18 protein-coding genes and 1 tRNA gene are annotated in these 23977 nt (G+C 19.6%); 3 read left to right on the top strand and 16 right to left on the bottom strand.

Annotated features, from left to right (window positions below):
• Positions 1-85: 85 nt before the first annotated feature.
• The 7 genes from GJT93_RS00765 to GJT93_RS00735 all read right to left on the bottom strand — a co-directional run bounded on the left by GJT93_RS00765 (position 86) and on the right by GJT93_RS00735 (position 7192).
• Positions 86-158, bottom strand: a tRNA-Asn gene (locus tag GJT93_RS00765).
• Positions 159-265: 107 nt separating this feature from the next.
• The gene (locus GJT93_RS00760; RefSeq protein ID WP_168821721.1) at positions 266-1282 is read right to left on the bottom strand and encodes an extracellular solute-binding protein; all 1017 of its coding nucleotides are present in this window, start codon (positions 1280-1282) and stop codon (positions 266-268) included.
• Between the two features lie 68 nt (positions 1283-1350).
• The gene (locus GJT93_RS00755; RefSeq protein ID WP_168821720.1) at positions 1351-1524 is read right to left on the bottom strand and encodes a Rid family hydrolase; all 174 of its coding nucleotides are present in this window, start codon (positions 1522-1524) and stop codon (positions 1351-1353) included.
• Positions 1524-1736: a Rid family hydrolase gene (locus GJT93_RS00750; protein ID WP_168821719.1), complete on the bottom strand. Its 213-nt coding sequence runs from the start codon at positions 1734-1736 to the stop codon at positions 1524-1526. The genes GJT93_RS00755 and GJT93_RS00750 overlap by 1 nt, the downstream gene beginning before the upstream one ends.
• Positions 1737-1785: 49 nt before the next feature.
• Positions 1786-2811, bottom strand: coding sequence for an ornithine carbamoyltransferase (gene argF, locus GJT93_RS00745; protein WP_168821718.1), 1026 nt, complete (start codon positions 2809-2811; stop codon positions 1786-1788).
• 45 nt (positions 2812-2856) lie between these two features.
• Positions 2857-5655, bottom strand: coding sequence for a valine--tRNA ligase (locus GJT93_RS00740; RefSeq protein WP_168821717.1), 2799 nt, complete (start codon positions 5653-5655; stop codon positions 2857-2859).
• Positions 5656-5707: 52 nt separating this feature from the next.
• Positions 5708-7192: a leucyl aminopeptidase gene (locus tag GJT93_RS00735; protein ID WP_168821716.1), complete on the bottom strand. Its 1485-nt coding sequence runs from the start codon at positions 7190-7192 to the stop codon at positions 5708-5710.
• 356 nt (positions 7193-7548) lie between these two features.
• Here GJT93_RS00735 and dnaK point away from each other — a divergent pair, with 356 nt between their 5' ends.
• Together dnaK and dnaJ are read left to right on the top strand one after the other, a co-directional pair.
• Positions 7549-9486, top strand: a complete 1938-nt coding sequence (gene dnaK, locus GJT93_RS00730; RefSeq protein ID WP_168821715.1) for a molecular chaperone DnaK — start codon at positions 7549-7551, stop codon at positions 9484-9486.
• A 109-nt stretch (positions 9487-9595) separates the two neighbouring features.
• Positions 9596-10708 (top strand): molecular chaperone DnaJ, encoded by a 1113-nt coding sequence (dnaJ, locus tag GJT93_RS00725; RefSeq protein WP_168821714.1) that lies wholly within the window; start codon positions 9596-9598, stop codon positions 10706-10708.
• Between the two features lie 53 nt (positions 10709-10761).
• Here dnaJ and secA read toward each other — a convergent pair whose 3' ends face one another.
• Positions 10762-13500: a preprotein translocase subunit SecA gene (gene secA / locus GJT93_RS00720; protein ID WP_168821713.1), complete on the bottom strand. Its 2739-nt coding sequence runs from the start codon at positions 13498-13500 to the stop codon at positions 10762-10764.
• Positions 13501-13619: 119 nt separating this feature from the next.
• On the opposite strand from secA, the gene GJT93_RS00715 reads away from it, so the two are divergent.
• Positions 13620-14087 carry a hypothetical protein gene (locus GJT93_RS00715; RefSeq protein WP_168821712.1) on the top strand — a complete coding sequence of 156 codons (468 nt, stop codon included), beginning with the start codon at positions 13620-13622 and terminating at the stop codon, positions 14085-14087.
• Between the two features lie 22 nt (positions 14088-14109).
• Here the strand turns inward: GJT93_RS00715 and GJT93_RS00710 are convergent, their stop codons facing one another.
• From GJT93_RS00710 to rsmH, 8 genes are read right to left on the bottom strand one after another with little or no spacing between them, the layout of a single operon-like run.
• Positions 14110-15033 (bottom strand): D-alanine--D-alanine ligase, encoded by a 924-nt coding sequence (locus tag GJT93_RS00710; protein ID WP_168821711.1) that lies wholly within the window; start codon positions 15031-15033, stop codon positions 14110-14112.
• Between the two features lie 58 nt (positions 15034-15091).
• Positions 15092-16540: a UDP-N-acetylmuramate--L-alanine ligase gene (gene murC / locus GJT93_RS00705; protein ID WP_168821710.1), complete on the bottom strand. Its 1449-nt coding sequence runs from the start codon at positions 16538-16540 to the stop codon at positions 15092-15094.
• 25 nt (positions 16541-16565) lie between these two features.
• On the bottom strand, positions 16566-17624 hold the full coding sequence (murG, locus tag GJT93_RS00700) for an undecaprenyldiphospho-muramoylpentapeptide beta-N-acetylglucosaminyltransferase (RefSeq protein ID WP_168821709.1): 1059 nt from the start codon (positions 17622-17624) through the stop codon (positions 16566-16568).
• A gap of 59 nt (positions 17625-17683) precedes the next feature.
• Positions 17684-18997, bottom strand: coding sequence for a UDP-N-acetylmuramoyl-L-alanine--D-glutamate ligase (gene murD, locus GJT93_RS00695; protein WP_168821708.1), 1314 nt, complete (start codon positions 18995-18997; stop codon positions 17684-17686).
• 20 nt (positions 18998-19017) lie between these two features.
• The gene (gene mraY, locus GJT93_RS00690; protein ID WP_168821707.1) at positions 19018-20100 is read right to left on the bottom strand and encodes a phospho-N-acetylmuramoyl-pentapeptide-transferase; all 1083 of its coding nucleotides are present in this window, start codon (positions 20098-20100) and stop codon (positions 19018-19020) included.
• Positions 20094-21464, bottom strand: coding sequence for a UDP-N-acetylmuramoyl-tripeptide--D-alanyl-D-alanine ligase (locus tag GJT93_RS00685; protein WP_168821706.1), 1371 nt, complete (start codon positions 21462-21464; stop codon positions 20094-20096). The genes mraY and GJT93_RS00685 overlap by 7 nt, the downstream gene beginning before the upstream one ends.
• The gene (gene murE / locus GJT93_RS00680) at positions 21461-22966 is read right to left on the bottom strand and encodes a UDP-N-acetylmuramoyl-L-alanyl-D-glutamate--2,6-diaminopimelate ligase (protein WP_168821705.1); all 1506 of its coding nucleotides are present in this window, start codon (positions 22964-22966) and stop codon (positions 21461-21463) included. The genes GJT93_RS00685 and murE overlap by 4 nt, the downstream gene beginning before the upstream one ends.
• Positions 22967-23021: 55 nt before the next feature.
• Positions 23022-23945, bottom strand: a complete 924-nt coding sequence (gene rsmH, locus GJT93_RS00675; protein ID WP_168821704.1) for a 16S rRNA (cytosine(1402)-N(4))-methyltransferase RsmH — start codon at positions 23943-23945, stop codon at positions 23022-23024.
• Positions 23946-23977 lie beyond the last annotated feature (32 nt).

Genomic DNA, 23977 nt, shown 5'->3' with positions numbered 1-23977 from the left:
ATACCTTATAATAAAAAATATTATTCAATTACATTATTTAATTTAATATAAAATATATTTTATGATATAAAAATAAATTATTTTACTCCCCTGACTGGATTCGAACCAGTGACATACGGATTAACAGTCCGCCGTTCTACCAACTGAACTACAGAGGATATAACACATAAGATAATATATGATTTATTATTTAAATGTCAAGAAAATTTATAATTCTTAGTTAAATAAAATATATATATATGAAATATTTTTAATTCATTTAATTTTACAAATTTTTTAATTTTTGAAAGTATATTTCATATTGTTTATTTACATTATCATTATTATTATTTTGCCATATACCATTGTTAATAATTTTATTATTAGGAAATAATATATTATTATTTACCATTTCTAATGGTAAAAATTTTCTAGCTCCTAAATTTGGAGTAGAAAAACCTATTTTTTTAACTATTTTTGCAGCAATATCAGGTCTCAATAAAAAATTTATTAATTGTAAAGCTCCTTGTACATTTTTAGCATTACTAGGAATAACAAAATTATCCATCCAAAAAATACTACCTTCTTTAGGCCAAATAAATTTTAATGGTATACCTAATTTTTGAATAATATAAGCAGATCCGTTCCAAATCATTCCTATATTAACAGATCCTTCAATAAAGGGATATCCAGGATTATCAGCGTTAAAAGAAATAACATTAGGCATTAATTTTTTTAATTCAATAAAAGCTTTATAAATATTATTAATATTATTATCTTTTATTAATTTTAATTTTATTAATGACATTTGAAATACTTCTTTAGCATCATCAATTAAAGAAATTGATTTATAATATTTTGGATTCCATAAATCATTCCAACTATTAATTTGTTTATAATCAATAAAATTTGTATTTACACCTATAGCTGTAGCTCCCCACATGTATGGAATGGAATACTTATTATTAATATCAAAAGATTTATTTAAAAATTTAGGATCTAAATTTTTAAAATTAGGTATTTTATTTTTTTTAATTTTTTGTATCATACCTTCATTTTTCATTTTAGAAACAAAATATGTTGAAGGTACTACTAAATCATATGATTGTTTTTTATGTGTTTTTAATTTAGTATACATACTTTCATTAGAATCATATGTAGAATAAATAATTTTAATTCCTGTTTCTTTAGTAAATTGGTTTAAAATTTCTTGAGGAACATATTCAGTCCAATTATAAAAAAAGATAGTATTATTATAATTTTTTTTTTTATTTATATATTTTTTTGTTATTGGAAATAACATTATAATAAATAATATAAATAATAATCTAAAAAATAAAAACATTTTAATTAAACCTTACATAATATATATTATATTCTAATAGCAAAAGCTTCAATTTTAATTTTTACATTTTTAGGTAATTTAGATACTTCTAAACAAGTCCTAGTAGAATAATTTTTACAATATTCTAAAAAATATTTTTGATAAATTAAATTCATTTTACTAAAATTATAAAAATTTTTTAAAAAAATAGTTGTTTTCACTATATTTTTGATATAAAAAATTTTTTTTTTAAAATATATCTAATATTTTCTAAAACTTGAAATGTTTGTTTATTAATTCCTAAAGTAATTAATCCAATAAATGGATTAATTGGTATTTGAACTGAAATAAAAAATATTTTATTTAATAAAATACCCTGTACATAATATCCTATAGGTAATGATGCTTTTGTTGTATGAATAATGTTTTTCATAAAAGCCTATTTTTTTTAAAAATTTAATTCTATTTAAATTGATTTAATTTTAAATTTCTTTTAATAAAGAAGTAATCATTATAGCTTTAATTGTATGAATTTTGTTTTCTGCTTGCTGAAAAATAATACTTTGTTCTGATTCAAAAATATCATCTGTTATTTCTAATCCATTATATAAATTATATTTAGATATTATTTTATTATTAAATAATTTTTTATAATGACTATATAAATGTAATGAAGGTAAACAATGCATAACTTTAATATTATTATTTTCACTTTTTTCTAAAAGTTTTTTATTAACTTGATAATTATGTAAAATTTTTATTTTTTTTTCCCATGATTTTAATGAATCTTTTTCACCCATAGATAACCAAATATCTGTATAAATAAAATCTGTATTTTTTATACCTTCTTCTATATTAGAAGTAATATGAATATTAGGATAGTATTGTATTTTTTTTATTAAATTTTTAATATAAAAATTATTATATGATTGTAATTTTTGTGGAGATATTAAATATAATTTAAAACCAATTATCATTGATAATTCTATAAGACTATAAGAAATATTATTATTAATATCCCCTATATAAGATAATTTTATTTGATCTACATCAGTATTTTTTATATTTTCTTTTATAGTTAGTAAATCAGCTAAGATTTGAGTAGGATGAAATTCATTTGTTAATCCATTCCATACTGGAATTTTTGAGTATTTAGCTATTATTTCAATATTTTTATGATATTGTCCTCTATATCCTATGCCATTATACATTTGACTTAAAATTTTAGTAGAATCTTTTAATGATTCTTTATGTCTTATATGACTGTGTTCTGTATTTAAAAAAGTAACATTTGCTCCTTGATCAAAACAAGCTATTTCAAAAGAACATCTAGTACGAGTAGAATTTTTTTCAAATATAAGAATAATATTTTTATCTTTTAATAATTTTTTTTCTTTATTATTATTTTTATCATTTTTTAATTTTTTTGCAATTTTAATTAATGTATAAATTTCTTTTTTAGAAAAATTTGATAATTTTAAAAAATTTTTATTATAAAATTGATTCATAATATAAATCCTTATAATCTATAATATTTTATTAAAATTAATATATTATAAATTTTGAATTAAAAATAATTTTTGTAATAATTCTTTATGTAAAAGTTTACTTTTTTTAAATCTTTGTAAATATTTTTTTATAATATTTTTTGGTGCTTTAGATAAAAAAGATGTATTTTGAATATTTTTTTTAAAATAATCCATAATTTTTTTATTATTATTTATTTCTTCATTTATTTTATTTAATAATTTTTTTTGATTAATTATTTGATTATTTAATGGAATAGCAAACTCAATATTTTTTGTATTATTAATTAATGTTTTTTTAGGAAAATGTGTATCTTTTTCTATAAAAAAAATTTTATTAAGATTTACAAATTTTTTTAAAATACTTATATTTTTTTTTAAAAAAAGATAAAATTTATCATTTATATTTCTTATATAAAGATTAATTTTTATATTATTTTTAATATTCATTTCTAATCTATAATTACGAATAATAGTAATTACATTAACAAATGTATTAAAAATATTAATAATATTTTCTTCTATAAAAATATCATTATTAATTTTTGGAAAAGATTGAATCATAATACTTGTTTTATTTTTTTTATTTTTTATAATTTTTTGCCATATAATTTCAGTAATAAATGGAATTATTGGATGAGACAATCTTAATAAAGATTCAAAAATATTATATAATGTATAATGTGTACCTGTGTAATTTAATTGATTTTTTTCTCTAAAAATTATTTTACTATATTCTAAGTACCAATCACAAAATTTATTCCATACGAAATTATATAAAATATTAGATGCATTATCAAAACGATATGTATTTAATGCTTTTGTATAATTTTCTATAATTAAATGATATTCAGCCCAAATCCATTTATCTATTAAAGATAAATTTTTTTTTATTGTTATAAATTCATATTTTATATTTTTTAAAATAAAGATACTTGCATTCCAAATCTTATTACAAAAATTTCTATAACCTTCTAATCTTGTTATATCCCAATAAATATCACGACCTGTAGATGATAATGCAGCTAATGTAAATCTTAAAGCATCTGCTCCATATATTTTATTCTTATCAGAAAAAGAATAACATTTATCTTTTTTTATTAATTTAATATCAGAAGTACCTTGAATAAAATGTATAGGATTAATGATATTACCTTTAGATTTTGACATTTTATTACCTTTTTTATCTCTAATTAATCCTGTTAAAAAAATATTTTTAAAAGGAATTTGAGATACATTATTTTTATCTTTAACAAGATACATTGTCATCATAATCATTCTAGATATCCAGAAAAATATAATGTCAAAACCACTAATAATAACATTAGTAGGATGAAATAAAAAAAATTTTTTATTATTAGGCCAATTTAAAGTAATAAATGTCCATAAACTAGAAGAAAACCAAGTATCTAATACATTATTATCTTGTTTTAAAGATATATCTTGACTTAAATTATATTTTTTTCTTATTTCTTTTTCATTATTTCCAACATAAATATTATTTTTTATATCATACCATACTGGTATTTTATGACCCCATATTAATTGACGAGATATACACCAATCTTGAATATTATTCATCCAAGAATAAAACATATTTTTATATTTTTTAGGAAAAAATACTATTTTTTTTTTTTTTACTGCATTAATTGCATCTTGAGATAACATTTTAGTTTTTAAATACCATTGATCTGTTAGCATAGGAACAGTAATAGTATTACTTCTAATACTAAAAGGTATTAATGTATATTTAGTTTTACATATATCTAATAATCCTGTATTAATTATTTCATTAATTATAATTTTTCTTGCTTTAAGAAAATGTATTTTTTGTAAGTTTTTAGGAATATTACTATTAATATTGATAAAATTTTTATTTTTATTTAATATTTGAAAAGTTTTTAAAATATTTCCATTTAAATCTAAAATATTAATTAAAGGTAATTTATGTTTAATTGCTATTTTATAATCATTAAAATCATGAGCAGGACTAATTTTTACACATCCTGTACCTTTTGTTATTTTAGCATAATTATCAGCAATAATAGGTATTTTTCTTTTAATTATAGGAACAAAAACAAATTTACCAATTAAATTATTATATCTTTTATCTAATGGATTTACAGCTATAGCAATATCTGCTAATAAAGTTTCAGGTCTAGTCGTAGCTACTGTTAAATAATTTTTTTTATCTAAAGTTATAATTTTTTCAGTAAAAAAATATTTAATATACCATATTTTTGTTTGAATTTTTTTATGTTCTACCTCTAAATCTGAAATTACAGTTTTTAATTTTAAATCCCAATGTATTAACCTTTTTTTTTTATAAATTAAATTTTTTTTATATAAAGTAATAAAAATTGTTCTTACAGATTTAATAAATTTATTATCCATTGTAAATCTAGTTTTATCCCAATCGGTAGATAAACCTAAACTTTTCATTTGATGAAAAATAATTTTAGAATATTTATTCTTCCATTTCCAAATATTATCTAATAAAAATTTTTTACTATAATGATTTTTTGTTTTTCCAGTTTCATTAAAAATTTTTTTTTCTATTAAAATTTGAGTAGCAATACCAGCATGATCTAATCCTACCTGACATAATATATTTTTTCCTAACATTTTATTATAACGTACTAATATATCAATTAATGTATATTGTAATGCATGTCCTATATGTAAAAAACCTGTAATATTAGGTGGTGGAACCATAATAGAAAAACATTCTTTAGAATCATCAAATTGGTTTTTTAAAAAATTATTTTTTTCCCAATAATTGTAAATTTTTTGTTCAAAAATTTTAGGATTATATTTTTTTACCATATTTAAAAATATCCTATATAAAGATAATTTATACTATAATTATAATTTATGATTATTTAATTTCATTAAATAAAAATTGAATTAACATATTAATTGGTCTTCCTGAAGCCATAGCTTTATTATTTATGTAATACCATGCTGTACCAGCTATATCTATATGAACCCAATTATATTTTTTAGTAAATTTAGATAAGAAACATGCAGCAGTAATTGCACCTGCAATATGATTGCTACTATTAATTAAATCAGCAGAGTTAGATTTTAATTGATTAAAATAATTAATATCATCAATAGGTAATTTCCAAACACGATCATCTGCTTCTAATGAAGCTTTTATAATTTTATTAGATAGTTTTGAACTATTAGACATTAAACCACTAATATTAGTACCTAATGCTACAACACAAGCACCTGTTAAAGTAGCAATATCAATTACATATTTAGGATTATATTTTTCAATATAAGTTAATATATCACATAATATTAAACGTCCTTCTGCATCAGTATTAGTAATTTCTACATTAATACCAGATAATGTTTTTATAATATCACCAGGTCTATAAGAATTACCATCAGGCATATTTTCACATCCAGCTAAAATACCTATTACGTTTACAGGTAATTGTAGTTCAGCTATTATATGTAAAGATCCATATACTGCTGCTGCACCACACATATCATATTTCATTTCTTCCATATTATTACTTGGTTTTAAAGATAATCCTCCTGAATCAAAAGTAATACCTTTACCTAATAATATTATAGGTTTAGATTTATAGTTATTATTATATTTTATTATTGATATAAAAGGTTTATTTTTAGCCCCCCTACTTACAGATAAGTAAGTATTCATACCTAATTTTTTCATATTTTTAATATTAATTATTTTTACATTAATATTTTGATATTTTTTTGTTAATTCTTTAGCTTTTTTTGATAAATATTTAGGAGTACATATATTAGGAGGTAAATTAGCTAAATCTTTAGCTTTTTTTATACCTAAATTAATAATTTTAGCATGTGTTATAGCATCATGATATGTATCATCATTATTATTAGTAATAATAAATTTTATTTTTGTTTTAAAAAAATATTTATTTTTCTTAAATTTATGAAATGAATAAATATTATGTTCTATTAAATATATGGTATCTCTTATATTCCAATATAAATTAAGATCATAAATTTTTAAATCTGTAAGATACCAATTAACTTCTTTAAAAGAATATTTTTTTAATATATTAATAGTATTATTAATAATTAGTTTATTTTTATTTCTATTAATCTTATTTTTAATACCACAACCAATAATAAAAATTCTTTTACATAAAATATTAGGAATTCTATATAAAATAATATTTTGATTAATTTTTCCCTCTATATTATTTTCTTTTAATATATTTAATATATAATTATTAGATATTATATTTATTTTTTTTGCAATTTTAGAAAGTTTATATTTTTCGTATATAGGTAAAACTATACAATCTAATGGATTTTTATTAGGAAAAACAATTTTATTTACTGTATATTCCATTTTAATTCCTATAATAGGTTTACTAAAGTATTTTAATTTAAAATATTGATTTTAATTAAAATTATGATGTACAATATATAATATTTTTTATGTTCAACACATATATCTGTAAGTAATATTATATAACATTATTTTATACTTTATAAAAAATTTATGACTTATAATGATGAAAATAATTTAAATTTTTAAATACTTTAAAATTTTTTTTAAAAAAAATGAAACTTCCCCCTTGATGCATTAATATGTGTCCCCATTTCCTTGTCATTGGGAATTTTTATTTATACAAATAAAGTTAAATATTCTTGTATATTAAATTTCATATAATAAAGATAAATATATAGGAAGGAGACTCTAATATGAGTAAAATAATAGGTATTGATTTAGGTACAACCAATTCTTGTGTAGCTATTATAGATGGTAATAAACCAAGAGTTTTAGAAAATTCAGAAGGAGATAGAACTACTCCATCTGTTATTGCTTATGCACAAGATGGAGAAATTTTAGTAGGACAACCAGCAAAACGTCAAGCAATTACTAATCCTAAAAATACACTTTTTGCTATCAAAAGATTAATTGGTAGAAGATTTAATGATGAAGAAGTACAACGTGATATTAAAATTATGCCATATAAAATTGTAGAATCTAGTAATGGAGATGCTTGGATTGATATTAATGGTAAAAAAATGGCACCACCTCAAATTTCAGCAGAAATTTTAAAAAAAATGAAAAAAACTGCTGAAGATTTTTTAGGTACTAAAGTAAATGAAGCAGTTATTACTGTTCCTGCATATTTTAATGATGCTCAACGTCAAGCTACAAAAGATGCAGGTAAAATAGCAGGATTAGAAGTAAAAAGAATTATTAATGAACCTACAGCAGCAGCATTAGCATATGGTTTAGATAAGGGTAAAGGGAATCGTATTATAGCAGTATATGATTTAGGTGGGGGGACTTTTGATATTTCTATTATTGAAATAGATGATGTTGATGGTGAAAAAACTTTTGAAGTATTATCAACAAATGGAGATACACATTTAGGAGGAGAAGATTTTGACAGTAGAATTATTAATTATTTAGTATCCGAATTTAAAAAAGATCAGGGAATAGATTTAAAAAATGATCCATTATCTATGCAAAGATTAAAAGAAGCAGCTGAAAAAGCTAAAATTGAATTATCTTCAACACAACAAACTGATGTAAATTTACCTTATATTACTGCAAATTCTACTGGTCCGAAACATTTAAATATTAAATTAACAAGAGCAAAATTAGAATCTTTAGTAGAAGATTTAGTAGATCAATCAATTGAACCAGTTAAAATGGCTTTAAAAGATGCAAATTTATCTGTATCAGATATTAATGATGTTATTTTAGTAGGTGGACAAACTCGTATGCCTATGGTTCAAAATAAAGTTGCATCATTCTTTAATAAAGAACCACGAAAAGATGTTAATCCTGATGAAGCAGTAGCTATTGGTGCAGCAGTTCAAGGTGGGGTTTTAGCTGGAGATGTTAAAGATGTTTTATTACTAGATGTTACTCCATTATCTTTAGGTATAGAAACTATGGGTGGAGTAATGACTATATTAATTAATAAAAATACAACTATTCCTACAAAACATAGTCAAGTATTTTCTACAGCAGAAGATAATCAATCTTCTGTAACAATTCATATTTTACAAGGAGAACGTAAAAGAGCTAATGATAATAAATCATTAGGACAATTTAATTTAGATGGTATTAGTCCTGCTCCTAGAGGTATACCTCAAATAGAAGTAACATTTGATATAGATGCAGATGGTATATTACATGTTTCTGCAAAAGATAAAAAAAGTGGTAAAGAACAAAATATTACTATACAAGCATCATCAGGTCTAAATAAAGAAGAAGTTGAAAAAATGATAAGAGATGCTGAAGCTAATAGTGAATCTGATCGTGTTTTTGAAGAATTAGCTAAAATACGTAATGAAGGTGACCAACTTATACATAATACTGAAAAAAAACTTAAAGAATTAAATGATAAAATTAATCAAGAAGATAAATTAAAAATACAAAATGCTATTAATGAATTAAATAATGTTATTAAAACAGAAAATAAAAATGATATACAAGATAAAATACAAAAATTAATTGAATTATCTAGTAATATTATGAATATTAATCAAAATAATAATACTAAAAATAATAATGAAAATAATGTAAAAACTAATAATGAAAATAATGTAAAAACTAATAATGAAAATAATGAAGTAGTAGATGCTGAATTTGAAGAAGTAAAAGATCAAAAAAAATAATTATTTTATAAATACATTATTTAATATCTTATTAATACCGTTTATCAGTATTATTATAATCGGTATTAATAAAAAAATCATGGGATTAGACTAGGATAGTATATTTATTATGGCAAAAAAAGATTATTATGATATTTTAGGTGTTAGCAAAAATGCTGAAGATCGTGAAATTAAAAGAGCATATAAACGTTTAGCTATGAAATTTCACCCAGATCGTAATCCCGGAAATAAAGATGCTGAGAATAAGTTTAAGGAAATAAAACAAGCTTATGAAATTTTAAGTGATTCTAAAAAAAGAACTGCTTATGATCAATATGGACATGCTGCTTTTAATCAAGAAAATATAAATCATACAACTGACTTTAGTGATATTTTTGGAGATGTTTTTGGAGATATATTTGGTAATTCAAAAACAAATCAAAGATCTAATAAAGGTGCTGATTTAAAATATTTAATGGAAATTTCTTTAGAGGAAGCAATTACAGGTATAATAAAAAAAATTAGTATTCCTGTTTTAAAAAATTGTGATTATTGTAATGGTACAGGAGCACAAGAAGGTTTATTACAAAAATGTTATACATGTAATGGTCATGGACAAATACAAATGAGTCAAGGTTTTTTTACTGTACAACAAACTTGTCCTAGATGTCATGGACAAGGAAATTTTATTAAAAAACCTTGTTTTTATTGTAAAGGGAGGGGAAGATTAGAATCTAATAAAATATTATCAGTTAAAATACCTAGTGGAATTGATACTGGAAATCGTATTAGATTACATGGTGAAGGAGAAATAGGAAAAAATGGAATTGCTGGAGATTTATATATAGAAATTAAAATTAAAAAACATCATTTATTTATACGTGAAGGTAATAATTTATACTGTGAATTACCTATTAGTTTTGTAATTGCTACATTAGGTGGAACTATTAAAATACCTACATTAAATGGTTATGTTAAATTAAAAATTCCTGAAGGAACTCAAACAGGAAAAATGTTTAGAATACGTAATAAAGGAATAAAATCTATTAGAAGAAATAGTATTATAGGTGATTTATTATGTAAAATAATTATTGAAACTCCAATTAATTTAAATAAAAAACAAAAAGATATTTTATATAAATTAGATAAAAGTTTTCATGAATATTCTAATTATAACAATAATCCTAAAATAAAAAAATTTTTAGAAAATATTAAAAATTTTTTTTATAAGATAAAAAACTGATAAAAATAGAGGGTATAAAAAATATAATTATTTCTTATATCCTCTTTGTTAATTTATTTAAACATTAATCCATGACAAAATTTATATTTTTTTCCAGAACTACATGGACATTTTTCATTTCTTCCTATTTTTTTAGGAAAAAAATTTATGTTATTTAAATATTTATCTTTTTGATCAAAAAAAACATCATCTTTCTTCTTTAAAAGAAATAAATTATTTTTATTTATATCATTATTTTTAATTATTTTTTTTTCTCTAAATTCTATATCTATATTTTCATTTATAAAATTTATATTATCTAATTTACTTAATGTAATAATTACTTCTTTTTTAAAATTATATAACATATTATTAAACATAGAAAAAGATTCACGTTTATATTCTTGTTTAGGATCTTTTTGAGCATAACTTCTTAAATGAATTCCTTGTTTTAAATATTCTATTGCTGATAAATGTTCTTTCCATAAATTATCTAAAATTTGTAAAATAGTATTTCTTTCAAATAAAATAATATATTTTTTTTCTAAAACAGAAATTTTTTTTAAATATTCTTTTTCTGTAAAATCAATAATATTTTTAATAATATCATTTTTATGAACTTTTTTGATTTTATTTTTTTTAAAACTATGCATCCAATATTTAATTGGTAATTTAATATTAAAAATATCTTTAAAATAAATTTTTAATTTTTTAAAATTTATTTTTTCTACTACGTTAATAAAACTAATTTTTAAATTATCATCTAATATTTTACTAAAAACATCTATTTTAAAATTTTTAATGATTTGATAAAAATCTAACGATTTTAATAATTTATTTCTTTGTAAATATATAATTAAACGTTGATCATTAATGATATCATCATATTCAATTAATTGTTTACGTATTTCAAAATTATAACTTTCTACTTTTTTTTGTGCATTAGATATTGATTTAGTAATCCATGGATGTTCAATGTAATCATTAGCATTCATTCCTAATTTATTCAGTAAAAATGACATATTTTTAGGAGCAAAAATACGCATTAAAGAATCTTCCATAGATAAATAAAATCTAGACATACCAGGATCACCTTGTCTTCCTGAACGTCCTCTTAATTGATTATCAATTCTTCTTGATTCATGACGTTCAGTACCAATTACATATAATCCTCCTAATTTTATAACTTCATTATGTTTTTCTTGCCATTTTAACCTTAATTTTTTAATTTCATCTAAATTAATTTTTTTATTAATTATAAAATTACCCCCTAAAACAATATCTGTACCTCTACCAGCCATATTAGTTGCAATTGTTACTGCATATTTTGCACCAGCTTGTGCAATAATTTCTGCTTCTTTTTCATGAAATTTTGCATTTAAAATATTATGTTTTATACCTATATCTTTTAATTTTTTGGATATTAATTCTGATTTTTTTATTGAAATAGTACCAACTAAAATAGGTTGGCCTTTAAAATGTGTATTTTTTATATCATTAATTATTGCATTTATTTTTTCCTTTTTAGTTAAAAAAATAAGATCAGGAAGATCTTTCCTAATCATAGGCTTATTAGTTGGAATAATTACTGTATTCAATTTATATATTTCTTTAAACTCAAAAGATTCAGTACTAGCAGTACCTGTCATACCTGATAATTTGTTATATAATCTAAAATAATTTTGAAAAGTTATAGATGCAAGAGTCTGATTTTCATTATTTATTTTGACATTTTCTTTTGCTTCTATTGATTGATGTAATCCTTCTGACCATCTTCGACCTTCCATTAATCTACCAGTATGTTCATCTACTATTATAATTTGATTTTTTTTTAATATATAATCTACATTTTTTTTAAATAATATATGTGCTCTTAATGCTGAAATAATATGATGTAATATTATTATATTATTATTGGAATATAAAGATTCATCTATATTAATTATTTTTTTCTGAATTAAAATTTTTTCTAAATAAATTAAACCTTTTTCAGTTAAATATACTTGACGAGATTTTTCATCTATAAAAAAATATTCTTTATCTTTTATATTAAAATTTTCTTTTTTTTGATATATTAATTCAGGAATAATATTATTTATTTGAATATATAATTTAGTATTATCTTCAGTAGGTCCTGATATAATTAAGGGAGTACGAGCTTCATCAATTAATATTGAATCTACTTCGTCAATAATAGCATAATTTAAATCTCTTTGTACTCTTTTATCATTATTAAAAATTAAATTATCTCTTAAAAAATCAAAACCAAACTCATTATTTGTTCCATATGTAATATCAGCTTTATATGCATTTTGTTTTTCTCTTAATGATATATTAGGTATATTAATACCTACAGTTAAACCTAAAAATTTAAATAATGCTTTATTATTATTAGCATCACGTTTAGCTAAATAATCATTTACAGTAACAATATGAATACCTTTTCCAGTTAAAGCATTTAAATATGCAGGTAATGTAGATGTTAATGTTTTTCCTTCCCCAGTTTTCATTTCTGCTATACAATTATTATTTAATACAATACCTCCAATTAATTGAACGTCAAAATGACGCATATTAAATATTCTTTTACTTGCTTCTCTAACAGTTGCAAAAGCTTCTGGGAGAATATGTTCTAAAGTGTAATTATTTTTTAATTTTTTTTTAAAAATTATAGTTTTATTTTGTAATTCAAAATTAGTTAATTTCTCAAATTCTTTTTCCATATTGTTAATAGTATTTACTATTTTTTGAATACGTTTTAAAATATAATCATTATTACTACCAAATATTTTAGTAAAAATTTTTTTTAACATATAAATATCTCTTAATAAAAAATATAATTGTATAATTGTAAATATTATTTATTTTATATTTAAATAAAATACAAAAAATGTTTATAATTTTTTTATAAAAAATTTGATGGATAAAAAATATGCGTAATAATAAAGTATTATTAATTAATAAACTTTTTAAACAAAAATATTATTCTTCTTATACAAAGATATTATATAAAATATATACACATACGAATATTTTAATAAAAATCAATAAGATTATCAAAAAATATTTACCAATACAATTACATTGTAGGTATAATATTAAAAATATAAGAAATAATATTATTATTATAGAAACTAATAATGCTAGTTCTATGTTTAGATTTTTATATGAAAAATCTAATATTTTATTTTATATAAAAAAATATATAAATCCTTCATTTAAAGAAATAAATATTAAAATAAATCCTATTTTTATAAAAAAAAAAAAATATAAAAAAATAAAAATCAAAAAAATTACATTAAGTAAATTTAGTGCTAATTTATTACTTAATATTTCTAAAAAAAGTTCATTAAAATTACGTTTAACAATAAAAAGATTTATTAAAATCGCTTCTAATTAAATAGAAAAATTTTAAATTTAACTTATTTAGTTAAAGATAAAATTTTTATAATTAAATTATCAAAAGATAATCCTGCTTTTTTTGCTGCTATAGGATATAAACTTTTTGATGTCATTCCTGGAATAGTATTAATTTCAAGTAGTTTAAATTTTTTTTTCTTATCTAAAATCACATCTATTCTGCCCCATATTTTACAGTTTAAAACTTTCCAAGCTTTTAAAATTATATTTTCTAATTCTTTTTCTTTTTGTAAACTTAAACCACTAGGACAAAAATATTTAGTATTATTTAAATAATATTTAGATTGATAATCATAGAAAATATTTGAATATTCTATTTTTATAGGAGGTAATATTTTATTATTTAATATTCCAACTGTATACTCTGTACCTTTTATATATCTTTCTATTAAAAGATTATTATCATATATAAAAGCTTTTTCTAATATATTAAATAAATTATCTATATTATTTATTTTAAAAATACCTAAACTAGATCCATTACAATTAGGTTTAACAATAATAGGTAATTTTATTTTTAAAATTTTTTTTTCTATTTTTAAGTAATTTTTTTTAATAAAATATTTTTTATTTAATAAAAAATATGGATAAATAATTGGTAATCCATATTCTTTCCAAATCATTTTAGTTAAAAATTTATTTATCGTTAATGCTGATGATAATATTCCACTACCAGTATAAGGAATATTTAAATAGTCTAATATTCCTTGTATAGTTCCATCTTCACCTCCTCTCCCATGTAGGGCTATAAAAGCTTTTTTAAAACCATACTGTTTTAAGTGTAATAATGGAAAATTAATTGGATCTATTCCAATAGCATTAATACCTAATTTTATTAGAGTATTTAAAATTGCTTTACCAGATTTTAAAGATATTTCTCTCTCAAGAGAATTACCTCCAAATAAAACAACTATTTTATTAGACATATTAATAATACTTATATTTTTAATTATTAAGTATAATATTTATACAACAAAAATTGTATCATTTTATAAGTAATGATGATATTTTATTAATATCACCTGCACCTTGAAAAATTACTATTTCATTTCCTTTCAATTTAGATAGTATATAATTAGATATACTATAATAATCTGTAAAATATATTAATTTAGGTAAAATAATACCTAATTTTTTTATTTTTTTAAATAGATATCTACTATCAGCATTTTTTATAAAATTTTCTCCAGCTGAATAAACTTGTAATAAAAATAATTTATCCACTTTAGATAATATTTGAACAAAATAATTTAGTAAATTTTTAGTTCTAGAATAACGATGGGGTTGAAAAATCATTATTAAATTTCTATTTGGCCATATTTTACGTGCTGTCTCTATTGTTAGATTTATTTCTGTTGGGTGATGTCCATAATCATTGATAACAATAATATTTTGTTTATATTTTATTTGTTTTTTTGGAAAAATTATACCTAAAATATCAAATCTACGTATAATACCATTAAAATTTTCTAATGATTTTAAAATTATTTTTTCATTTATATTATTAAATTTAGATACAGTATATGCTGCAGTTGCATTTAAAGCATTATGATATCCAGGAATATTTAAATTAATTTTTAATGATAAATTATTTTTTTTTTCTAATATATAAAATTGACTTTTATAACCATTTTGTTTGTAATTATATAATTGTATATCAGCATTTTTATGAAAACCGTATGTAATTAAATTACATTTACAATTAAACAAATAATTTTTTATTAAATCAAAATTATGAACATTATCTATACAAATAATTATACTGCCATAAAATGGGATTTTTTTACAAAATTTTAAAAAATTTTTTTTTAAAATTTCTATGTTATTATTATAAAAATCTAGATGTTCGTTTTCAATATTTGTTATAATATTTATAATTGGTTTTAAATATAAAAAAGATCTATCACTTTCATCTGCTTCTGTAATAAAGTATTTACTAGAACCTAAATAAGCATATTCTTTAGTATTTTTTAATATACCTCCATTTATAAATGTAGGATCTAATCCAGATAATTTATATATTTCATAAATCATAGCAGTTGTTGTAGTTTTACCATGAGTTCCTGTAATACTAATTCCATAATAAAATCTCATTAATTCTGCTAACATTTGTCCTCTACTAATTACCATAATATTTAATTTTTTTGCTATAATTAGTTCTGGATTATTATTTTTAATAGCACTAGATCTTATTATAAGATCTATATTATTTGTAATATTCTTAATTTCTTGTTTAAAATAAATAGTAATACCTAATGAAATTAAATCTTTAGTAATTAAATTCGAAGTTAAATCTGAACCACTAATTTGATATCCTTGTTTAAATAAAATTTTTGCAATACCTCCCATACCAGATCCACCAATACCAATAAAATATATATGATTAATATTATTTATTTTAAATGTTTTTTGAGTATTAATTATATTAGACATTTTTTTATATATCATTATTTAGATATTAATAAATTTTTATTTTATTTAATTCTTGAAAAATTAATTCTACAGAATTTATTATAGATAAATTATAAGATTTATTTATTATATGCATAATTTTATCTTTATTAAGATTTGCTATTAAATTAGCAATATCATAAATATTTATATTTTTTTGTTCAAAAATTTTAGCTATTCCTATATTTTGTAAATATATTGCATTAAAATATTGTTGTTTATCTTTATGTGGAAATGGTATAAAAATAGCTGGTAAACCTACTGCTGTAATTTCACTAACAGTCATAGCTCCTGATCTACATATTATTATATCAGCCCATTTATATGCTTTATGAATATTTTGAATATATTCTTTTATAATAAAATTATTAAAATTATATTTTTTATATTGAAAATATACTTTTTTAAAGTTACCCTTTCCTACTTGATGTATAATAAATATTTTATTTTTTAAAATTTTAATTAATTTTATACCTATTTTATTTATTATATATGCTCCTTGACTTCCTCCTGTAATTAATACACGAATAGGTTTATGTATTTTAAAAATTTTTCTTTTATATAAGGATAATTTAATAATTTTATTATTTAAAGGATTTCCTACTAGTATAGCATTAGCAAATGTATTAGGATATGCTTGCATAATTTTTGTAGCAATTTTAGATAAAATCATATTTGTTAAACCTGGAATACTATTTTGTTCATGTATTATTAATGGAATTCTACATAACCATGCAGCTAAACCACTAGGTCCAGAAATATAACTACCCATTGTTAAAATTATATGTGGTTTATATTTTTTATAAATTAAAATAGATTTATAAAGTGATATAAATAATTTAATAAAAGTAAAAATAATAGAAAAAATATTTTTATTTTTAAATCTATAAAAATCTATAAAATAAATATGTATATTTTTTTTAGGAATAATTTCTGCCTCCATTCTTGATTTTGTTCCTAACCAACGCACTTCCCAATCTTTTTTTTTTAAAAAATATGCTATATTTAATGCTGGATTGATATGTCCTCCAGTACCTCCAGCTACTATAAGAATTTTTTTTTTCATGTTATAGAATAACAAATTAATATTTAAAATATTTAATATATTAATTTAATATAATAATATTATCTATGATACATAGATTTTACTATTCTAATAAACTCATTTCCACGCTGTTTAAAATTTTGAAATTGATCAATACTAGAACATGCTGGAGATAATAATACAATATCTCCATATTTTACTAATTTAATAATTTTTTTTACACCTTCATACATTGTATTTACTTTAATTGCTTTAGAATATATAGATAGTATTTTTTTACTTGATTGACCAAAACATAATACTTTTATATTATTTTTTTTTTTTAAATATTTTATTAATAAATATAATTCACAATTTTTGTCATAACCTCCTAAAAGTAACCAAATTTTTTTTTTATCATGTAAATATCGTAAAGCAGCTTTTGTACTACTAATATTAGTAGATTTTGAATCATTAATCCAAGTTATTCCGTATTCTTGATGAATAATTTGTAATGTATGATGCATATTTTTATAATTACAAATTTCTTTGAAAAAATTTTTTTTAGGAATTTTTAAAATATCAGTAACAGCTAATACAGATAAAGAATTTAAATAATTATGTATACCAATTAATTGAGTTTTATTAAAATCAAATATTTTTTGATTATTTATTTTTAAATAAATCCCATTTCCTTTAATGGAAAGAGAATAATCACCAGAATTTTGACCAAAAGTAATATATTTTTTATTATTATAAAATTGTTTAGGATAACATAATATATCATCAGAATTATATATACAAATATTAGCGTATTTAAAAATACGTAATTTAAAATTACGGTATTGTTTAATACCTAAGGGATATCTATCCATATGATCCTGTGAAATATTTAGAATTATAGCAATATATATATTTAATTTTTTAATTGTTTCTAATTGAAAACTTGATATTTCTAAAATATAAAAATCTCTTTTAAGAGATAATAAATCTAATACTGGATATCCAATATTACCTCCAATACTAATTTTAAAATTATTTTTTCTCATAACTTTAGCTAACATATTAGTAACAGTACTTTTACCATTAGTACCAGTTATAGCTATTAAGGGAGTATTGTTATAACGACTAAATAATTCTATATCTCCAATAATTTCAATTTTTTTTTTTTTAGCTTGTAATATGATATTGTTAAATATTGATATACCTGGACTTAAAATAATTAATTCTGCATTAAGTATCCAATCTTTATTTAAAGAACCTAAATGATATGGTATATACGGAGGTATTTTCTTTATAAATGTAGGATTTGTATATTCATCAATGATAGCAGGAATTATTTTCTTCTTTAAAAGAAAATTTAAACAAGATATACCTGTTATTCCTAAACCTATAATAAGTATTTTTTTATTCATTATCTTAATTTTATCAGAAATTATATTATTATAAAAGTAAAGAATATTAATATTAATGAAATAATCCAAAATCTAATAATAATACAAGATTCTGAAATACCTTTTAATTCATAATGATGATGTAATGGAGCCATTAAAAAAAATCTTTTTTTATTATATTTAAATTTAATGATTTGAATAATTACTGAAATAAATTCAACTATGAATATAATACACATTATAAGAAATAAAAATTCTTGTTTTATTAAAATTGCAATTACTGAAACAAGACAACCTAAAGGTAATGAACCTACATCTCCCATAAATATCTTTGCTGGATATGCATTGTACCATAAAAAGGCTAATCCTGAACCAATTATAGATAAACAAATAATTATTAATTCTGTAGAATTTTCTACATAAATAAAATTAAAATATTTAGAAAAATATATATTCCCTGTTAAATAAGATAAAAAAATTAATCCTAATGCAATAAAAATAATTGGCATAATTGCTAAACCATCTAATCCATCAGTTAAATTTACAGCATTACTCATTATTAATATAATGAAATAACATAATAATATATACAAAATAATATTTATATTATAAATAATAATATGATGTGTAAAAGGAATAATAAATTGTATATATAATTTTTTTTTATAATCTATTATTATAGATAATATAAAAAAAATATTAGCAATTGATTGTAAAAAAATTTTTTTATACGCAGTTAACCCTATAGAATTTTTTAAAATAATTTTATAAAAATCATCTATAAAACCAATTATAAAATATAAAAATGTTATAAACAATATATATAAAATATATTTATTAGATAAATCTGACCAGATTATTACTGAAATAAAAATAGATAATAATATGATTATACCTCCCATAGTAGGGGTTTTTTTTTTTGTAAAATGTGTTATTGGTCCATCTTTTCTAATTATTTGAGAAATTTTATTTTTATTAAAATAATGAATAAAAATTGGAATTAAATAAAATGTTATACTAAATGATGTTATAAGTGTCATCATAGAACGTATTTTAAAATCTATTAAAAAATAATTTAAATATTTAAAATAATTTTTTAAGTATTTTAGTAATATAATTAACATTTTAATTTCTCCAATAACATTTCAATTAACAATTCTATTCTATTTTTTCGTGATCCTTTAAATAAAATAGTATAATGATTAAATTTTTTTATTATTAATAATAATTTTTTTAATAACATATTTTTATTAAAAAAATGTTGTGATTTTATATTATTATGAGTAAAACATTTACTATATTTACCAATACTAAAAATATAATCTATATTAGATCTTAAAATTAATTTTTTTATTTTTTTATGATAGAAAATTGTATACACACCAAGTTCTAACATATCACCAATCACTAAAATTTTTTTACCAGAAAACTTTTTTAAAATATTAATTGCTATACTTACTGAATTTGGATTTGCATTATACGTATCATTTATTATAAGTTTATTATTGTCAATAATAATAGGATACATTCTGCCTTTAATTGATCTAAAATTTTTTAAACCATTTGCTATATCTTCTAATGTAGATCCTACAGAAAATGATAATGCTGCTGATGCTAAGGCATTATTAATATTATGTATTCCACCTCCAATAAGATATAATTTAATTAATATTTTTCCTATGGGTGAAATTAATAAAAACTTAATTTTATTATGTAATATTAAAACATTTCTAGCAAAAAAATCCGCTTTATTATTTTTTATAGAAAAAGTTAAAATATTTTTATTATTATTTAATTTTTTTAAAATTATTTTTTGATTTTTATCATCATAATTAATAATTGCAGTTCCTTTATATTTTAAATATTTAAAAATATCACTTTTATTTTTAATTATATTTTTTAAAGATTTAAAACCTTCTAGATGTGACTCAGAAATATTATTAATTATTGCAATATTAGGTTTAATTAAATTTGCTAGATAAGAAATATCATTTATTTTACTTCCTCCTATTTCAATAACAGCATATTTATACTTATTATTTAATCTTAATAAGGTTAAGGGAACACCAATATGATTATTCATATTTTTTTTTGTAAAAATAATTTGATTTTTTTTTTTTAAAATAGATACAGTCATTTCCTTAACTGATGTTTTACCACAAGATCCAGTAATACCAATTACATTATTAGTAAATTGCATTCTTTTCCATAAACCTAATTTACCTAATCCTATAATAGTATCAAATACAATTATTTGAGGAATATTTATATTTATATATTTATGCACTAATATAGCTAATGCACCATTTTTAATAGCATCATCAATAAAATGATGTCCATCAAATTTATTACCACAAATAGCAATAAAAATACAATTTTTTTTAATTTTTTTACTATTTATAGAAAAATTTAATATTTTAATATTATCACCAATTAATTTACCATGTACTATTTGTGATAATTTTTTTAAACTAATTAATTTATTCATTTGATATTTTCAAAAATTTTTTTAATAGCATTAAAATCTGAATAATTAAAAATTTTATTACCTACAATTTGATAATTTTCATGTCCTTTACCAGCTACTAGAATAGTATCTGTTTTATTTGCATGAGATATTGCATAAGAAATAGCTTCTATTCTATTTAAAATAATATAAACATTTTTTAATGTAATACATCCTTTCTTAATATCTTTAATAATACTATTAATATTTTCATTTCTAGGATTATCAGTGGTCAAAATTATATTGTCAGCATATTTTGTAGCGATATATCCCATTATTGGTCTTTTCCCTTTATCTCTTTCACCTCCACATCCAAAAATACACCATATTTTACCTTGAATATTTAATTTTAAACTTAATAGTACATTTTTAAGTGCATCAGGAGTATGAGCATAATCAATAATTATATTAGTATATTTATTTTTAATAAAAACTTTTTGCATTCTTCCTGGGATAGGTAAAATTTTTGAAACTGTTTTTATTAATTTTTTTAAAGGAAAATTTAAATTTAATAATGTAGCCATACATAACATAATATTAATTACATTAAATTGACCTATTAAATTTATTTTTATTTTTCCATTTCCCCAATTAGAACTAAATTGAATAATTGTATGATTAGAAAAATAAATTATTTTTTTAATATATATAAAGGAATTTGATTTATTTAATATTTGTTTAAATTTAGTAGTTACTACAGTAATATTAGATAACTTTTTATACCATTTTAATCCTATATTATCATCAATATTAATAATTCTTGTTTTTATTTTATGGTTATAAAAAAATTTCCATTTAGATAATTCATAATTTTTCATATTTTTATGATAATCTAAATGATCTCTTGTTAAATTTGTAAAAATTCCAATAGAAAATATTATATTAGATACTCTAAATTGATCTAATCCATGCGAAGAAACTTCCATAATTACAATATCTGCTTTTTGATCAAGAAATTTTTTTAGTGTATATTGTATATCTATAGCAGAATCAGTAGTATTTTTTGTTTGAATTAAATGATTTTCGAAACCATTTCCTATGGTACTTAAAACAGCAGGTTTATAACCTAATATTTTAAACCACTGCATTAAAAAATGTGTTATACTGGTCTTTCCATTAGTTCCTGTTATTCCAATAACAGGAATTTTTTTACTTGGATGATTATATAATAATCCTGCTAAATATGAAATTTGTTTATTTAAATTAGGTAAATAAATAATAGGTATATTTTTTTTAAGTTTTATTGTATAAGGTAAGAATTTTTCATCAGAATAAGTTAATATTGCAACTACTCCTTTTAATATAGCTTGTTTTATAAAACTTTTACCATCATGTTTATGTCCTTTAATTGCTATAAATAAACAATTTTTACCTTTAATTTTTCTACTATCTAAAACAATTTTATTTATTAAAATATTTTTTATTAAATAATGTTTAATATAATTATTTAATAATTTTTGCAAACTAAATAAAGAAAGACTCAATTATAAATCCTTAGTATAAATAAATTTATTAAACTTATCTCAAAATTGTTATTTTTTATATTTTTTGTGCAATACGTAATATTGCACTTCTAGATCTTGAATTTTTTAAAATTTCATTTTTTTTAGGAAAAATTTTACCAATAATTTTTAATTGCAATTTTTTTTGACAAAAATTATTTATTTGTTTTTCTGTTAAAGGTAATTTACTATTAATTTTATTTTGGTAAGAACTATTTTTTCTCATAAATAATTTTATAATTCTATCTTCTATAGAATGAAAACTAATAATTGATATAATTCCTCCTAATTTTAATAATTTTAATGAAATATTTAATGCTTTTTTTAATTCTTTTATTTCTTGATTTAAAAAAATTCTTATAGCTTGAAAAGATCTTTTTGCTGGATGTTTAAATTTATTTTTTTTATTAATAATAGAACAAATTAAATTTGATAAATCATGTGTACTATTTAGTTTTTTTTTTAAAATATATTTTTTAATATAAAATGCTATTTTTTTATGATATTTTTCTTCACCATATGTTTTCAATATATATGATAATTTTTTCACATTTATATTATTTAATAAATTATAAGCAGTCACTTTTTCATTTTGATTTATACGCATGTCTAATGGTCCATTATACATATAAGAAAAACCTCTTTCAGGATTTTCGAGTTGAAAAGATGAAATACCTAAATCAAATAAAATACCATCTATTTTACCTATTTTATTTTTTAAAAAATATTTTAAATTAGAAAAATTATCATTAATATAAGTAATTCTTTTATCTAAAATTTTATATTTTGATAATGTTTTTATATCACGATCTATAGCATAAATTTTCCCATATTTACTTAATTTAGATAAAATTAATTTTGTATGTCCTCCACAACCATAAGTAGCATCTATATATGTTCCATTATGTTTAATGTTTAAACTTTTAATAGATTCTTTTAATAAAACTGGAATATGAACCATTATATGACATTTAATTAAATTAAATACTGTAT

The organism is Enterobacteriaceae endosymbiont of Donacia provostii (assembly GCF_012570145.1).
Classification (GTDB): domain Bacteria; phylum Pseudomonadota; class Gammaproteobacteria; order Enterobacterales; family Enterobacteriaceae.
This window is presented reverse-complemented; position numbering and strand designations above follow the sequence as displayed.

Excerpts from the sequence above, each read along its gene's own strand:
- GJT93_RS00760 (WP_168821721.1), bottom strand. The coding sequence starts at position 1,282 with ATGTTATTTCCAATAACAAAAAAATATATAAATAAAAAAAAAAATTAT.
- GJT93_RS00750 (WP_168821719.1), bottom strand. The coding sequence starts at position 1,736 with ATGAAAAACATTATTCATACAACAAAAGCATCATTACCTATAGGATAT.
- argF (WP_168821718.1), bottom strand. The coding sequence starts at position 2,811 with ATGAATCAATTTTATAATAAAAATTTTTTAAAATTATCAAATTTTTCT.
- GJT93_RS00740 (WP_168821717.1), bottom strand. The coding sequence starts at position 5,655 with ATGGTAAAAAAATATAATCCTAAAATTTTTGAACAAAAAATTTACAAT.
- GJT93_RS00735 (WP_168821716.1), bottom strand. The coding sequence starts at position 7,192 with ATGGAATATACAGTAAATAAAATTGTTTTTCCTAATAAAAATCCATTA.
- dnaK (WP_168821715.1), top strand. The coding sequence starts at position 7,549 with ATGAGTAAAATAATAGGTATTGATTTAGGTACAACCAATTCTTGTGTA.
- dnaJ (WP_168821714.1), top strand. The coding sequence starts at position 9,596 with ATGGCAAAAAAAGATTATTATGATATTTTAGGTGTTAGCAAAAATGCT.
- secA (WP_168821713.1), bottom strand. The coding sequence starts at position 13,500 with ATGTTAAAAAAAATTTTTACTAAAATATTTGGTAGTAATAATGATTAT.
- GJT93_RS00715 (WP_168821712.1), top strand. The coding sequence starts at position 13,620 with ATGCGTAATAATAAAGTATTATTAATTAATAAACTTTTTAAACAAAAA.
- GJT93_RS00710 (WP_168821711.1), bottom strand. The coding sequence starts at position 15,033 with ATGTCTAATAAAATAGTTGTTTTATTTGGAGGTAATTCTCTTGAGAGA.
- murC (WP_168821710.1), bottom strand. The coding sequence starts at position 16,540 with ATGTCTAATATAATTAATACTCAAAAAACATTTAAAATAAATAATATT.
- murG (WP_168821709.1), bottom strand. The coding sequence starts at position 17,624 with ATGAAAAAAAAAATTCTTATAGTAGCTGGAGGTACTGGAGGACATATC.
- murD (WP_168821708.1), bottom strand. The coding sequence starts at position 18,997 with ATGAATAAAAAAATACTTATTATAGGTTTAGGAATAACAGGTATATCT.
- mraY (WP_168821707.1), bottom strand. The coding sequence starts at position 20,100 with ATGTTAATTATATTACTAAAATACTTAAAAAATTATTTTAAATATTTA.
- GJT93_RS00685 (WP_168821706.1), bottom strand. The coding sequence starts at position 21,464 with ATGAATAAATTAATTAGTTTAAAAAAATTATCACAAATAGTACATGGT.
- rsmH (WP_168821704.1), bottom strand. The coding sequence starts at position 23,945 with ATGGTTCATATTCCAGTTTTATTAAAAGAATCTATTAAAAGTTTAAAC.